Origin of the sequence: Streptomyces camelliae (assembly GCF_027625935.1) — a bacterium.
In the GTDB taxonomy this organism is placed as follows: Bacteria; Actinomycetota; Actinomycetes; order Streptomycetales; family Streptomycetaceae; genus Streptomyces; species Streptomyces camelliae.
This window is the reverse complement of the sequence record NZ_CP115301.1, coordinates 69,943-84,559: the sequence shown is the minus strand read 5'-3', so window position 1 is coordinate 84,559 and position 14,617 is coordinate 69,943. Positions and strand designations below refer to the sequence as shown.

Annotated in this window: 12 protein-coding genes; 3 read left to right on the top strand and 9 right to left on the bottom strand. The window is 71.3% G+C overall.

The annotated features are described in order from the left end of the window. Nucleotides 1–132 precede the first annotated feature (132 nt). From O1G22_RS43460 to O1G22_RS43440, 5 genes are all read right to left on the bottom strand, one after another. Nucleotides 133–1,542: a nitrosuccinate lyase gene (locus tag O1G22_RS43460; RefSeq protein ID WP_270086784.1), complete on the bottom strand. Its 1,410-nt coding sequence runs from the start codon at nt 1,540–1,542 to the stop codon at nt 133–135. Then, a complete protein-coding gene (locus tag O1G22_RS43455; protein WP_270086783.1) occupies nt 1,532–3,556 on the bottom strand; it encodes an FAD/NAD(P)-binding protein in 2,025 nt (674 codons plus the stop codon). The genes O1G22_RS43460 and O1G22_RS43455 overlap by 11 nt, the downstream gene beginning before the upstream one ends. Nucleotides 3,557–3,652: 96 nt before the next feature. Beyond that, the gene (locus O1G22_RS43450) at nt 3,653–4,627 is read right to left on the bottom strand and encodes a 3-oxoacyl-ACP synthase III family protein (protein WP_270086782.1); all 975 of its coding nucleotides are present in this window, start codon (nt 4,625–4,627) and stop codon (nt 3,653–3,655) included. A gap of 154 nt (nt 4,628–4,781) precedes the next feature. After that, nucleotides 4,782–5,759 carry a mevalonate kinase gene (gene mvk / locus O1G22_RS43445; protein ID WP_270086781.1) on the bottom strand — a complete coding sequence of 326 codons (978 nt, stop codon included), beginning with the start codon at nt 5,757–5,759 and terminating at the stop codon, nt 4,782–4,784. Nucleotides 5,760–5,838: 79 nt separating this feature from the next. Next, complete coding sequence (locus O1G22_RS43440) at nt 5,839–6,900, bottom strand: type III polyketide synthase (RefSeq protein WP_270086780.1); 1,062 nt, start codon at nt 6,898–6,900, stop codon at nt 5,839–5,841. A 543-nt stretch (nt 6,901–7,443) separates the two neighbouring features. Here O1G22_RS43440 and O1G22_RS43435 point away from each other — a divergent pair. After that, nucleotides 7,444–8,394 (top strand): aromatase/cyclase, encoded by a 951-nt coding sequence (locus O1G22_RS43435; RefSeq protein ID WP_270086779.1) that lies wholly within the window; start codon nt 7,444–7,446, stop codon nt 8,392–8,394. Nucleotides 8,395–8,588: 194 nt separating this feature from the next. Next, the gene (locus O1G22_RS43430) at nt 8,589–9,965 is read left to right on the top strand and encodes a condensation domain-containing protein (protein WP_270086778.1); all 1,377 of its coding nucleotides are present in this window, start codon (nt 8,589–8,591) and stop codon (nt 9,963–9,965) included. 3 nt (nt 9,966–9,968) lie between these two features. On the opposite strand, the gene O1G22_RS43425 is transcribed toward O1G22_RS43430, so the two are convergent. After that, nucleotides 9,969–10,169, bottom strand: coding sequence for a hypothetical protein (locus O1G22_RS43425; protein WP_270086777.1), 201 nt, complete (start codon nt 10,167–10,169; stop codon nt 9,969–9,971). 125 nt (nt 10,170–10,294) lie between these two features. Between O1G22_RS43425 and O1G22_RS43420 the strand changes: the two genes are divergently transcribed. Then, complete coding sequence (locus tag O1G22_RS43420; RefSeq protein ID WP_270086776.1) at nt 10,295–11,116, top strand: AfsR/SARP family transcriptional regulator; 822 nt, start codon at nt 10,295–10,297, stop codon at nt 11,114–11,116. 213 nt (nt 11,117–11,329) lie between these two features. Here O1G22_RS43420 and O1G22_RS43415 read toward each other — a convergent pair whose 3' ends face one another. The 3 genes from O1G22_RS43415 to O1G22_RS43405 form a co-directional block, all read right to left on the bottom strand. Further along, nucleotides 11,330–12,175 (bottom strand): AfsR/SARP family transcriptional regulator, encoded by an 846-nt coding sequence (locus tag O1G22_RS43415; protein WP_270086945.1) that lies wholly within the window; start codon nt 12,173–12,175, stop codon nt 11,330–11,332. Between the two features lie 414 nt (nt 12,176–12,589). Next, entirely contained in the window at nt 12,590–13,342 is a 753-nt protein-coding gene (locus tag O1G22_RS43410) for a thioesterase II family protein (protein ID WP_270086775.1), read from the bottom strand. A 200-nt stretch (nt 13,343–13,542) separates the two neighbouring features. Then, entirely contained in the window at nt 13,543–14,364 is an 822-nt protein-coding gene (locus O1G22_RS43405; RefSeq protein ID WP_225102374.1) for an AfsR/SARP family transcriptional regulator, read from the bottom strand. Nucleotides 14,365–14,617: the final 253 nt, after the last annotated feature.

The window sequence follows — 14,617 nt, the reverse complement described above, 5'->3', positions numbered from 1 at the left end:
CGGGCCGGGGCAGGGCTCAAGTCACCATATGCCCACGTCGGACGCCAGGACCGGCACCCGACGAACAGTGCTTAGCGCCTGTCCCCCGGGCGCGGCGCCCGGGACGCCCCGTCAGGACCGCCCGAACAGTGCTTAGCGCCTGTCCCCCGAACACGGTGTCCGGGACAGCGCGCGGTCCGTCAGGGCACCGGCCGCCCCGGTGTACGCCTCTGGCTCGAACAGATCGGTCAGCCGGGCGTCGGCGAGGACGGCCGAGGCCCGGCTGTCCTGCCGCAGGATGTCGGCCAGGGGCTCACCGGTGCGCGCCGACCGGGCGGACGCCTCGTTCAGCAGCTCGCGTGCCTGCGCTTTGCCGAGCAGCGGGGCGAGGACGACGGCGATCCGCTCGGAGACGATCTGTCCTCCGGTGAGCCGGGTGTTGGCGCGCATGCGCTCGGGGTCCACCGACAGCTGGGAGACGAGTTCCACCGCCTGGTGCGCAGCGCCTCCGGCCAGCCGCAGCAGGGCGCGCAGCGGCTCCCATTCGGCGTGCCAGGCACCGGCCGAGCGCTCGTCCTCGCTCGGCAGACAGCCCAGCACCGTGGCGGCGAGCTGCGGCGCCTGCAGGGCGGCGGACCTGATGGCCGTGGCCAGCACGGGGTTGCGCTTGTGCGGCATCGCCGAGGACGCCCCCCGGCCGCTGGGTGCCGGTTCGTGCACCTCACCGACCTCGGTCCGGGTCAGGGACAGCACATCGACCGCGATCTTGCCGAGGGCGCCGCACAGGAACGCGGCGGCCGTGGCCAGGTCCACCACGGGCGTGCGCAGCACATGCCAGGGTACGAGGGGTGCCGTGAGCCCCAGTTCGGCCGCGAACGCCTCGGTCAGCTCCTGGACGTAGCCGGCCGGTTCGGTGTCCGGCGCGAACTCCAGGTATCCGGCCAACGTGCCTGCGGCGCCGCCGAGTTGGACGGGAAACCTCAGCTGATCCGCCTTGTCCAGCGCGTCCAGGACGAGGTGACGCCAGCCCGCCGCCTTGAGTCCGAAGGTCGTCGGCACCGCGTGCAGGGCCAGGGTGCGGCCCGCCATCAGGGTGTCCCGGTGCCGCGCGGCGAGTACGGCCAGCGCCTCCTCGACGCGTTCCAGGTCGGCGTGGATCAGGGTCAGGGCCCGCCGGGCGACCAGGACGGTGGCGGTGTCGAGGATGTCCTGGCTGGTCGAGCCGCGGTGGACGTACCGGGCCGCCGCCGCGTCCTCGCTCGCCACCACCGCGGTGAACTCCCGTACGAACGCCACCACCGGGTTGGCGGACTCGCGGGCCTGCCGGGCCAGGGCGGCCAGGTCGAGCCGGTCGGCCCGCGCGGCCTCGCTGATCACCCGCGCGGCCGCCGCCGGCACCGTACCGAGCCGGGCCTGCGCCCGGCTCAGCGCCGCCTCGGCGTCCAGCATGGCCTGCAGCCACGCCCCGTCGGACACCGCGGCCACGACCGGGGTGTCCGCCCAGACCGGCGCCAGCAGACCGGGGTCCGCCACGGGCGCGAGGCCGGTGAGATCAGTCGGCATGAGCAAGTCCTTGTCCTGCGGTTCCTGCGGTTCCTGCGGTTCCTACGGTTGCTGCGGCTCCTACAGCTCCTGCGGTTCCTACGGCTCCTGCGGCTCCTGCGGCGACGGCCTCCGTGTCGCAGTCGAGGGCCGCGCGGGCGATGGCGTCGGAATCCGTGAGGGTCACCGAGTTGACGCCGGGCCGGATGCCTGCGGCCGTCACCCAGTGCACCGACTCGGTCGGCACGCCGAAGGCGAAGCGGCGCGGATGCGGCCGTCCCGCCGCGTCGAGCAGGTGGAACGGCCGCCCGGTGACGGCCAGCCCGTCGGTCTCGTAACTGCCGCCGGAGCGGGTGCGGATGCGGTACGTGTCGCACTGCCCGGTGTCCAGCAGATGGCGCAGCAGCGGGTCCGCGGTGCGGCGCAGGGTGATGTCGGGCAGGCGCGCCTCGACGAGCGCGTCCACCCGGACCTCGGAGCCGGGCACGAGCGGCGAGCTGACGGAGTATCCGCCGACGCCGGCCTCGACGCGCAGGTCCGGCCCGACGATGTGCAGCACACCGGCCTCGATCAGTGCGGTCATCTCCTCGACGCGGCGCGCCGGCGGGCCGATCGACAGGAAGGCGTTGAGGGGGGTGTACCAGCCGTCCAGGTCGGTGCGGTACGAGTCGCCGTGCAGTCCGCCGTGGTCGACGGCGAGGCGGATCTCGTTGCGCAGGTCCCGCAGGACGTCGAGGGCCGCCTTGCGCGGGCCGCTGACATTGCCGGCCTCGGCCTCGGTGACGTCGTCGCGCAGGTGGTCGAGGAGCCAGTCGGTGAAGTCGCGCGGGCCGGTGAACTCCCGGTCCCGGTAGGGGCGGGTGAGCAGGTCCCAGTCCCAGCGGTACTTCTCGTCGATGCCGTACGCATCGAGGACGGCACGCCCCGCCTCCTTCCCCGGTCCGGCCGCCAGCAATTCGTCCTGGAGCTGCTGCGCCTTGCCGACGTGTCCGCGTGAGGTGAACAGCGTCCGGTAGTAGACGGTCACGACCTCACGGGCGATCAGCGGCCACAGGTGCCGACGGAAATCGAGTCCGCGGTGGCCGTGGTCACGGCGCAGTTCGGCGATGCGCTCGGCGGTGAGCACGAGCGGCTCGTGACGGCCGTGCGGGCCCTTCTCGTTCTCGCCCCGGGCCTGGTACGGGATGCCGCGCCGGGACCCGGCGTACATCCGTGGCTCCTGCCCGGAGGCGTGGTAGACGAGCCGGCCGCCGGTCCGCGCGAAGGTGCCGCCGCGGCCGGCGGTGAGCTGTGCCATGTAGTCGAAGAAGTTCAGTCCGAGCCCGCGCAGCAGCACCTTCGTGCCCGGGGCCAGCACGTCCAGGTCGACGTCGGCCGGGTTGGCCGGCGGGATGTAGGTCAGGCCCGACTCCCGCACCCGGGCGGCGAACTCCCGCTCGGCGGCGTTCGGCCGGCCCGGCAGGTGGCCCTGGCACAGGATCACCGCGTCCAGGTCCGCCAGCACGGTTCCGTCGGCGAGCACCACCCGCTGGCGGGAGCCGCCCCGCGCGTCCGGTACGTCGTCCAGGGCCACGGCGAGACAGGCGTGCGCGGTGACGGTCACCCCGGCGGGCGCGCCCGCGACGATGCGCTGGTACACCCACTGGAGGTAGCGGCCGTAGAACGCGCGGGTCGGGTAGGTGTCGGGGCCCAGCGTGCGGGCCTCTTCGAGGACGTGTGCCGGGTGGTCGTCACCGAACTCGCCCGCGACGAGGGCCACGGCCCACTCGTGCAGGCTCGGCCCCGGCTCCAGGGGACCGCGCAGGTCCACGCTGGCGTCGGTGAACACCGAGATCTGGCCTGCCACGGTGTTCATGAGCAGCTGACGGGACTGGTCGGTGCGCCATACCTTGCCGGGTCCCGGCGGGTAGGGGTCGACCACGTGGACGTGGACGGTGTGGCCCTCGGTCCGGGAGCGGGCGTTGGCGCAGAGCCGTTCGAGCACGGAGAGCCCGCGAGGGCCTGCGCCTATCACGCAGACAGTGCGATGTGTCATGGTCATGATTCCTGATTTCTGCCGATGTCGGGCAACGAGGCGAGGGCCGTGCGGTTGCCGGGGGCCCCATGGAGCGACCTCGAACAGGCAGTCGATTCACCACTCGACCAGCGCGAATCCGGCCGACATGCCCCCGCCGAAACCGGCCAGGAGGATCAGGTCGCCTCGGCGGAAGGCGCCCGCGCGGGCGGCTTCGTCCAAGGTGATCGGGATGGAGGCGGCTCCGGTGTTGCCGTAGCGGGTCAGGGAGAGATGCATGGCGGCCCGGGACAGGGCCAGTTGCTCGAAGACGGTGTCGAGCATGACGCCGTTGGCCTGGTGCGGGACGAAGTGCCGGACGTCGTCGGGGACGACACCGGCCTCGTGCAGGAACTGCTTGACCAGTCCGGGCAGTTGGTCCTCGACGAAGGCGCGCACGGCCCGGCCGTCCATCGTGAAGTACTGCCGGCCGGCCTCAAGGGCCGCCGGGTCGCAGGGCATCCGGCTGCCGCCGGCCGGCACCTCGATCAGACCGGACAGCTCGCCGAAGGTGTGCGCGCTGATGTGCCGTACGCGCGCGCCCCGGCCGCTGCCCAGGACCATCGCGCCCGCGCCGTCGCCGAACAGGACGACCGTCCTGCGGTCGGCCGGGTTCAGGATGCGCGAGTACAGGTCCGCGCCGATGACCAGCGCATGGCCGCCCGAGCGGGCGAGGATGCCCTCGACCGAGGCGAGCGCGAACACCTCGCCGGAACACACCGCGTTGACGTCGAACGCCGCCGCGCCGGACGCGCCGAGCAGATGCTGGACATAGGCGGCGGTGGGCGGCTGCGGCCGGTCCGGCGTCGAGGTGGCGACGACGATCACGGACAGCTGGTCGGCGGTGATGCCGGCCGACTCCAGCGCGGCCCGGCCGGCGGCCGCGGCCAGGTCCGACGTGGCCTGCTCGGGGGCGGCCCAGCGGCGCTCCCGGATGGCCGTCTTGCGGACGACCCAGGCGTCGTCGACCGCGGCCGCCGCGCCGACTTCGTCATTGGAGACGACTCGGTCCGGCACATAGGCACCGGTACCGAGGATTCCGACTTCGGTCATGCGCCTGTCTCCCCCTCGGGTGGTCCGGCAGGACACTGCCTGCCGTATGGGCCGTGTGTCTGCGCGTGTCTGTGTAGCTGTGTGTGTCTGTGTAGCTGTGTGTGTCTGTGTGTCTGTACGTGCTGTGCCTGCTGTGCGTGGTGCTGACCGCCCGTCATCCGCCCTCGGCGGGTCCTCTCAGCGGTACGACCCAGGTCTGCACGGCACCGGCTGCGTGGAGCCGCCGGGTGACCTCTCCGGCCTGCTCCGGCCGGGCCAGCGCGATCATGCAGCCGCCCAGACCGCCGCCGGTGATCTTCGCGCCGTGGCTGCCCGCGTCCAGCGCGGCCTCGACCAGGGCGTCGATCCCCTGGGTGCTGAGCCCGGCCGCACGCAACAGCTCGTGATAGTCCGTCAGCCGCGAGCCGAGCTCCTCCGGCCTGCCGCTGGCGAGCGCGTGCCGGGCCTCGTCGGTCAGCTGCGTGGCGCGCCCCACGAATCGGTCCTGCGCTCCGGGGTGCCGCTGGAACCCCGCCCGCAGCAGCTCGACCGCGTCCTTGGTACGGCCCACGACGCCGCTGTCCGCGACGATGAACAGGCCGTCGCAGCCTGGCTTCAGTTCCTCGGCCTCGCCCGCCTGGAACAGCAGCGGAGCGGGCGCACCGACGGTCCGCGCGTCGACGCCGCTGGAGCGGCCGTGGGCCACGTTCTCGGCCGTCTGCACCAGGTCGAAGGCCTCGTGCTCCGCCAGGCGGACGCCGTGAAGATCGGCGAGGGCGAGGGCCACAGCGCGCGCGACGGCCGCGCTGGAACCGAGTCCCCGGCCGTGCGGGATCGCCCCGTCGATGAGGATGTCGAGGTGCGGGCCGTCGGTCACGGCCATGGTCGTGGTGAACTCGGCGATCAGCCGGCGCAGGCTGGCGGAGGCCTGCGTCATCAGCGGCCGGGACGGGGAACCGGTGGACGTGAAGGACACGTCGCCCAGGTCGTCGGGGCCGCGGCAGGACCACCCGGCGCTTGCCGTGACCGTCAGCTGTGGAACGGGAAGGGCGATCGCCGGCGCCCCGTACACGACGGCGTGCTCTCCCAGCACGATGGCCTTGGCGTGAGCGCGACCGATGCCGACGGAACGAGCCCGGCGGTCTTCTGACACCCTCTCCACTGAGGTCGGCAGAGCCAACGCACTCAACTCCCCTTGTCGTTTCTACGGTGAGATCGCATCGTCGGGCGTTTCAGGACTGCGCGGACCCGTCGGCCCAGGTGCCGAGTGCCATCTCGGCGGTGATGCCGGGACCGAACCCCGCGATCAGACCGGTCGCGCCGGGAGCCGGGGTGTCCTCCTCCATCAACCGCCGCGCGGCCTCCAGAACGACAGCGCTGGCGATGTTGCCGTACTCGTTCAGCGTCGACCAGCTGTGCCGGAACACACCCCGGTCGACCTCCAGATACTTCGCCAGATCGTCCAGGATGCGCGGACCACCGGCGTGCACGATGTAGAAGTCCAGCTTCCCCGCGTCCCAGCTGTGGTCCTTGGCCAGCTCCCGCAACACCGGCGCCAGCGGCTCCATCGTCCCCGGCACACGCCGGTCCAACTGGAAATGGAACCCGGTGTCCTTCACCGCGTACGAGATCCAGTCCTCCGTGTGCGGGATCAGATACGACGCATTGCGCTCCAGCTCGATACCCACACCACCATCGCCCCGCACCACAGCCGCGGCGACCGCGTCACCGAACAGACCGTCCGACAACAGCGAGCCGATGTCGTCGGCACTGGGCTGGTAGCACAGCGAGCACAGCTCGCAGGAGACGATCAGCACGTTGCTGCCGGGATGAGCCACACAGAAGTCGTGGGCCCGGTTGATCGCCGCACCACCGGCCGCGCAGCCCAGCTGCGCGATCGGGATCTGCCGGGTGTCGGAACGAAAGCCCAGCTTGTTGATCAGCCACGCCGTCAGCGACGGCATCATGAACCCGGTGCACGACACATAGATGATCGCGTCGATGTCACGGGCCGGCAGCTCGGCATGGGCCAGAGCCCGCTCGATGACCTCCGGCGTGCGCTTCTTCGACTCCGCCTCGTAGATGCGGTTGCGCTCCTCGAACCCCGGGTGCCGCAGGGTCTGCTCGATGGGCTGCACGATGTGCCGCTTCTGCACACCCGTGTTACGGATCAGACGCAACGCCAGCGGAAGCTGCGGCTTGCCCGCATGCGCCTTCCGCGCGAACTCCAGGGTCTCTTCCACCGTGATGACATACTCCGGCGCACTCATCGCCGGCTTGCACAGCCTCGGCATATCTGGAATCCACTTCTGTCGGGGTCTCGACGGCATGGGCACGTGGAACACGCAAAACAGCAGGTGGGACACGTGGGACACATGGACACGTGGGACACGTGGGACGTAGAGCCGATGGCGGCACGACGGTGAGGTGACACGCAGCCCGGACGGCACCGGGCAAGCGGTGAACGCGGCCGGCTGCCATGGATCACAGGGGGCTCGGTCTCGCTCGTACGAACGCGTACGGCCTTGCGCGGACCGGCACACACAACGCTCGATCCACTGCCGTGCAACTGCTTTCGGGCAGGGAAGGCGTGCTGGAATCGTGCCACGTGTGCCGTCCCGGCGCCAGGACATCACCGGGTGACCCGACCCGGAGTCCAGCGGCCTTCCAGCCGGCGTCGACCTGCAGCGCCGCACTAGTGAGGCTTGTGCCGCGCGCGAGCGGTTCCGGACAGTATCGGTGGTACGACCACGGGGGCGACGGACATCGGTCGGGCACTGCCGTAGTGCGTGCATCGGTGCGGCGCGGGCTGCCGCCGACCCAAGGGGAGCGTGAGGATGCCGGTCGCACTGGTGCACCGCGTGGTCTCGGAGGCAATCGCATCGGCCCCGGCCGGGGTGCTGTACGGGCTGATCGCCGACGCCACCCAATGGCCGCTGTTCTTCCCGCACTACGTGCACGTGGAGCGGCTGGGCTTCGACGGCGCCCAGGAGCGGCTGCGCTCATGGGTCATCTCGGAGGGCCGCATCCACTCCTGGGTGGCCAGCCGCGAGCTGGACGTGGCCCGTCGGCGTGTGACGTTCAGCCACGAGATGACGGACGCTCCCATCGAATCGATGAGCGGCGAGCTGACGGTGCATTCGCTGGGCGATCGCTCCCGGATGGAGCTGGGCCTCAACTTCACCGTCACCGGAGACGCACCCGCGGACCTGGCCTGGGCGGAGCGGGTCGCCCACGCCACCGGCCGTGCCCAGCTGGACCGGCTGGCCTGGCTCGCCGAGCACTGGCTCAAGCTGGACGACCTCCTGCTGTACTTCGAGGACACCGTGCGGTTCGAGGGCTCCTCCGACGCGGTCATCGACTTCCTCTACCGGGCCGAGAACTGGCCCGCGGAGCTGCGGCACATGCGCAGCGTGCATCTGGTGGAGAAGATCCCAGGCGTCCAGGTCATGTCGGTCGACAGCCTCGCGGACGGCGACGCGCAGCACACCGAGTCGGTGCGCCTCTGCTTCCCCGGTGCGGGGCGGCTCGTCCACAAGGAGACGGTCACCTCGGCCCTGGTGTCCGCGTACACCTGCGAGTGGTCCGTCGAGCCGGACGAGTCGGGCCTCGTCCTCACCGCCCGGCACCATGTGCTGCTCCAGGAGGACGCCATCGCCGGCGTACTGGGCGAGCACGCGACCGTGGCGGACGCGGGGCAGTACGTGCGCGAGGAACTGAGCCGGCAGGGACGCCTCGTCCTGCACCAGGCGAGGCGGCACGCCGCGGGCGGCGTACCGGTCCGGTGACCACCGGCGGCGCACCGGTCGCCGGGACCGCGGCGGCCCCGGCCTCCTGACACCGGGGCCGCCGCCCGGCCGGGCCCGCCGCCCAGGTGTCCCCAGGGCTTCGAGAGCGGATTTCGAGCCCTGTCGACACGCCGTCAGGTCATTTCGGGGGAAACTCCTGAAGGATGTGCCAGCCACTGCGAGGAGGACGAGACATGGCGAGGTCGAGCCGCCGGCGCCGTGTACGGATCCGTACCGGCCGCCGTCCAGCCGTACTCGGCGACATCGTGCGCCCGGCCGTGCAGATGCCCTGGCAGCGGTGCGAGGCGCTGCTCGACTCCACCATGGACCGCTCCACGGGACGGCATGTGGAGCAGGTCTGGTGGTGCTGGTACGGGCCGCTGGACATGGCGCGGTTCGTCGCCGCCTGGCAGTCCGTCGTGCAAAGAGAAACCATTCTGCGGACGTCCTTCTCGCACCACCCGGCCCCGCACCTCGTCTGCCACCCCCAGGCACGCGCCGAGGTGACACGGCATCCCGCGGGCACCGTCGACTGGGACCGGCTGCTGGAGCGGGACCGGCTGCGCGGCATCGACGTGACCCGGCCCGGCCCGCTGCGCATCACCCTCGTCGACACCGGCGAACCGAACACCACCCGGGTGCTGCTCACCTTCCACCACGGGCTGCTGGACGGCGGCAGCGTGGACCTCCTGCAGAACGAGTTCACCCGCGCCTACCTCGCGGACGGATCTCTGCCCGGCGGCGAACGCCGGCCCGACATCCGCGACTGGATGTGCTGGCTGGAGCGTCAGGACACCACCGCGGCACGGGACTTCTTCAGCCGGGACCTCTCCGCCGGCACCCCCGCCGTCCTGCCCGTGCCGTCCGGCCCGCGCACCCGCCGGCACGGGCACGGCCGGGCGGGGTCCCGGCTGGCCACCGCCGAGGTGAGCCGGCTGCGCCGGTGGGCGGCCCTGCGGGGCCTGCCGGACTCCAGCCTGCTGCACGCCGCGTGGGCGCTGCTGCTCAGCCGCGAGGCGGGTACGACCGAGCCGGTCCCGGTGAGCTTCGGCATCACCGTCTCCGGGCGCGGTATCGCCCTGGACGGCGCCGAGCGGCTGGTGGGACCGCTGCGCGGCTGCCTGCCGATGACCGCCCTGGTCGACCCCGCCCGCCCCATCGGCGCTCTGCTGGCGGACCTGCGCGACCGGGCGCTGGACATGGCGGCGTACGAGTGGGTCTGCCTCGGGCAGATCCAGGAGTGGACCGGCCGCTCCGCCCGGCCGCTGGAGAGCCTGGTCTCGGTCGAACCCACCCCGCGCATGCTGCCCGACCTGCAGGACGAGCTCGACGACGCGGGCATCGGCTACGGCCGCCGGCGCACCGGCGGCGCGCACTCCCTGCTGCCCGTCACCCTGCTCGTACAAGACGGCGCCGACGGCTCACGGGACCTCACCGTCCTGCACGACCGGGCCCGCCTGTCCGACACCGACGCGGGCCTGCTGGCCGACCGGTGCGCCCGGCTGCTGTGCCACCTGCCCGCTCTCGACGACACCGAGACCGTCGCCGAGGTGCTGGCCGCGCTCACCTAGATATCAGGTCCGCTCGGCGCCCGATTCGGGGAAACCCACGAGCATCGGGCGCCGGTGATATCGGCTCAGCAGGGAGAGCAGCGTCTCCGCGGGAAGGTCCGGCAGGAAGTCACAGCTGTCCGTCGGGGCCAGACGGGCCAGCAGTCCCAGGATGAGGGGATCCCCGTCGCGATAGACGGTCGATCTTTTCGATTCCGTCGCCATGACTGAAAGGTAACAGCGCACCTCTCCATGGAGACTGCGATTCCTCTCGAATTCCTCTCGCGAACGACCCGAGAAAATCACAGAGGAATCAGCGATGAATCCATCTTGAAGCCATGGTGTAAAGCATGAAGATAAAGGTGCTAGGTGCGCTGAACGCCGAAGTGAACGGAATCTCGATCGTCCCGAGCGCGGCCAAGCCCCGCCAGATCCTGGCGCTGCTCGCGCTCCACCCCGGCCGGGTGGTGCCGGTGCCCACCCTCATGGAGGAGGTCTGGGGCACCGACCTGCCGCAGAGTTCGCTGGCCACGCTCCAGACGTACATTCTCCAGCTGCGCCGCATGCTGGGCATCGCCATGGGCCCGGACGTACCGGGCTCGGCCAAGGGCGTGCTCGCCACCCGCTACGGGGGCTATCTGCTGCAGATCCCCGCCGAAGCGGTGGACGTCTACCGCTACGAGCGGCTGGTCGCCGAGGGCCGGCAGGCCTTCGAGAGCGGCGAGGACGCCGACGCGGCCGCCCTGCTGCGCGAGGCGCTGGCCCTGTGGGAGGGGCAGGCCCTGGTCGACGTCCGGGTCGGGCCGGTCCTGGAGATCGAGGTGATGCGGATGGAGCAGAGCCGCCTGGTCGCCCAGGAACGCCGGATCGACGCCGAGCTGCGGCTGGGACGGCACGTCGAACTGCTCGCCGAGCTGAGCGACCTGATCGCCCGGCACCCGCAGCACGAGGGGCTGCACTCGCAGGCGATGGTGGCCCTGTACCGCTCGGGCCGGCAGGCTGCCGCGCTCGATGTCTACCAGCGGCTGCGCCGGCGCCTCGTCGGCGAACTCGGCGTGGAGCCCTCGCCGCAGCTCCAGCGCCTGCATCAGGCGATGCTCGCGTTCGACCCCCGCCTGGACATCGCCGCCGGCCCCCGCCGCACCTCCACGTTCGACCTGTACGCCGCCTGACGCCGGCCACGCCCGCACTGCCGGCCTGCGCGCGGCGGGGGCGTGCGGTACGCCGACGGGCCTGATCCGGCATGCCCCGAACCGGTCATGGGGCGGGCGGCGTTCGGACGGTGCCGTCGTCGCCCGGCTCGGGCCGTGACGGGGGCGGGCCGGCATCGCCCCCGCACGGCCGTGGGCCGACGGCTCGGGTCAGGTGACCGTCACCGGCGGACGTCAGACCGTACGGGTGGTCACACGACCCCTCGTGGCGTTCGGGGGCGTTGCCGCCGGGGCATCGGAGCGGGCCACATCGGAGCGGGCCATGAGGATCGCGCGCTGGAGGCGGCCCAGCGCGGCGGACGGCTCCAGGCCCAGCTCGGAGACGAGCGTGTTGCGCAGCCGTTGATAGACGTCGAGCGCCTCGCCGCGCCGCCCCGAGCGGTGCAGAGCCAGCATCAGCTGGCCGTACAGGCTCTCGTGCATCCGGTACTGGTTCACCAGCACCGTCAGCTCCGGCAGCAGCTCGCGGTGGCGGCCCAGCTTGAGGTCGGCCTCGATGCGCTGGTCGAGTACGGACAGCCGCGCCTCCTCCAGCCGCCTGGCCTCCATGTCGATCAGGATGCCGGCCTGGACGTCGGTGAGCGCGGGCCCGGTCCACAGCGAGAGCGCGTCGGCCAGCCGCCGGGCCGCGCCGCTGTAGTCCTCGGCGTCCATGGCCCGGTAACCGGCGCCGGCGCGGCACTCGAACTCCCGGAAGTCGACGGTCCCGTCCCGCGTCACCAGGCGGTAGCCGCCGGGGACGGTGGCCAGGATGTCCTTGGAGGTGCACCGTTCGTCCTCGCCATGGGTGAGCGCCTCGCCGATCAGCTCGCGCAGCTGCAGCACGTACGTCTGCAGTGTGGTGCGCGCGCTACGCGGCGGCTCGCTCCCCCACAGCTCCTCCACCAGCGCGGTCACGGGGACCACCTGGTCGGCGTGGAGGGCGAGCAGGGCCAGGACCTGTCTCGACTTGGGTGCCGTCGGCACGATCGACACACCGTTCTCGCGCACTGACAACACGCCCAGCACTTCGATGTCCACGTTCTCCCCCATGAGCCAGTGCTCCGCTTGGCAGGACACCTTCGATAAAGAAACAGCGCAGTCGGTTTGTCAAATATCAGACAGCTGACGCCCGGTGAAGCGACGACATTCGGCCATTGATGCGTCGAACCGATGTTCACTCAACCGCCGCCCAGCCAGGAGGAGGAGCAGGCTGAGCCCGGTGTTCCGCTTCCGCAACGCATGGAACAGCGGAAACAAAGAACCAACGGAAGTCCGGAATGCTTCGACTTGAATCGTATAGATTTATGCAACTCCTCACCCCACGGGGTGGCTTGAAACGGGAGCCACCAAGACCGGGGCACCCCCGGGGGTTACCTTACCCTTTGCGACTCCTTTGCCCGGCCATGGAGCGAGGAGAAACCGAATGCCTGGTATGTTTGTCAGGTCGCAGGTTCAGCCCACGGGCGCGGGCTCCGGGGCGATCCGGCGGGCGACGCGACAGGCCCGGCCCAGGAGCCGGGGCAGCTGACGGCCGCCGCGTACGAAGAAATGGCGCCCGGGGACGGTCCGCGACCACACGGGGCCCTCGGTCCGCCGGTGCCAGCCCTCGGCCGTGGAATGCGCGGCAAGCGGGTTGTCCTGCGAAGCGACGACGAGCACCGGGGTGGTGAGCGGGCCGGCCGGGGAGGGCCTGTCGACCGCCTCGTGCAGGTCCTGGGCCAGCTCCAGATCGGCGCGGAGCACCGGCAGCATGGCCTGCAGCAGGATCCCCTCGTCGCTGCCGAGCGGCACGGCGCCCCTGTCGCTCAGCTCGTGCAGCAGCTCGGCGTCCGTCGCCCGGTGGGCGGCCGGCAGCCCACCGGGCAGGGGTGACGGCGACCAGCCGCCGACGGCGAGGAACGCCGGGCCCGGCAGGCCCGCCTCGTGCAGGGCACGCGCCACGGCGAGCGCCATCATCGCACCGAGGCCGTGCCCGTACAGGGCGTACGGGCCGGAGAAGGAGTCGGTGAGCTGCGGCAGCACATCGGCCAGCAGCGCCTCGTGCGTGGTCACCCGGGGTTCGGTCCGCCGCTGTGCGCAGCCCGGCAGGAGGACCGGGACGGGCTCCACACCGGGTCCTGTGCTCGCCGCCCACGTGTCGAAGACGGAGATGCCCTCGGCGGAGTGGGCGAAGCAGTGCAGCCGCACCGGTTGTTCGGCCGACATGGCGTCCTCCTCTGGGTCCGCTCCCGGTACGACCACGTCCGCACCCGGGACGACGGGGCTGGGTCCGAGAATTCCCGGAGTGCCTCGAACCGCACTTGAGGCCTGGCCGAAACCGCGGTTCGGAGCACCAGCCGGAAGACGGGCCCTGCTGCCCCTCCTGTCCGGAAGACGACGGCCCTCACGGCCGCAGGACGGGCCCCTCAGGCCGCGTACCGGTCGAAGGTGGAGCCGCGGCGCGGCCCGGCCACCACGTCGAGTTCCGGGTCGACCGCGAGCATGGCCTGGTGCAGGCGCTGCAACTGCGGCGAGGGTTCCACGCCCAGCTCGTTCTTCAGTCCCTCGCGCAGCTTCCGGTACACGTTCAGGGCGGAGGCCTGCCGTCCGGACCGGTACAGCGCCAGCATCGCCTGCGCGTGCAGGCCCTCGTGCTGGGGGTGACGGGCGATCAGGTCGGTGAGCTCGGCGATCAGTTCCACGTGCCGGCCGAGCCGCAGATCCGCGTCGATCCGCCGTTCCGTGGTCACCAGCCGGGACTCCTCCAGCCGTGTGACCTCGATCGCCAGGACCGGACCGAGTCCCACGTCCACCAGCGCGGGCCCGTGCCACAGGGCGAGGGCCTCCCCGAAGCAGCGGGCGGCCCGCTCGTCTTCCCCCTCGTCGAAGGCCTCCTGACCCTCGGCGACGAGGCGCTCATAGGTGTGCACGTCCACGGACTCCGGCGGTATCTGAAGCAGATAACCACCGTGCCGAGTGGCCAGGACGTTCTTCGCGGCACCGGGCGCGTCCGGCCCCATCGCCGTACCGAGGTAGCGGCGCAGCTGCATGATGTACGTCTGCAACGTGGTCATCGCGCTCTGCGGCAGCTCCGTTCCCCATATCTCCTCCATCAGCGTCGGCACCGGTACGACGCGGCCGGGATAGAGCGCGAGCAAGGCGAGAACCTGGCGGGGTTTCCCGGCGGTCGGGACGATCGAGTCCCCGTTCACGGCGGCACACAGCGGACCCAAGACCTGAATCTCCATGGTTCCCTCCGTTCGTCGTCGGGCACACCCGATGGCGGAAATTCGTCGGCGAACTTGCACGCTAGCCGCACCCGCACCGGAGGCATCGGTTCCTTCAGCAGCATTTGAGCAATCCTCAAAGAGGAAACGAAGGCAATACGCACCGCGGGAAACTCAGGAGAAAGCACCGACAACAGGTCCGGAAATAATTCACCGAGAATCCGGAAAATCCGGCCGCCGGCGCGGCGAGGCACTGGAGACCTGCCGAGCCCCA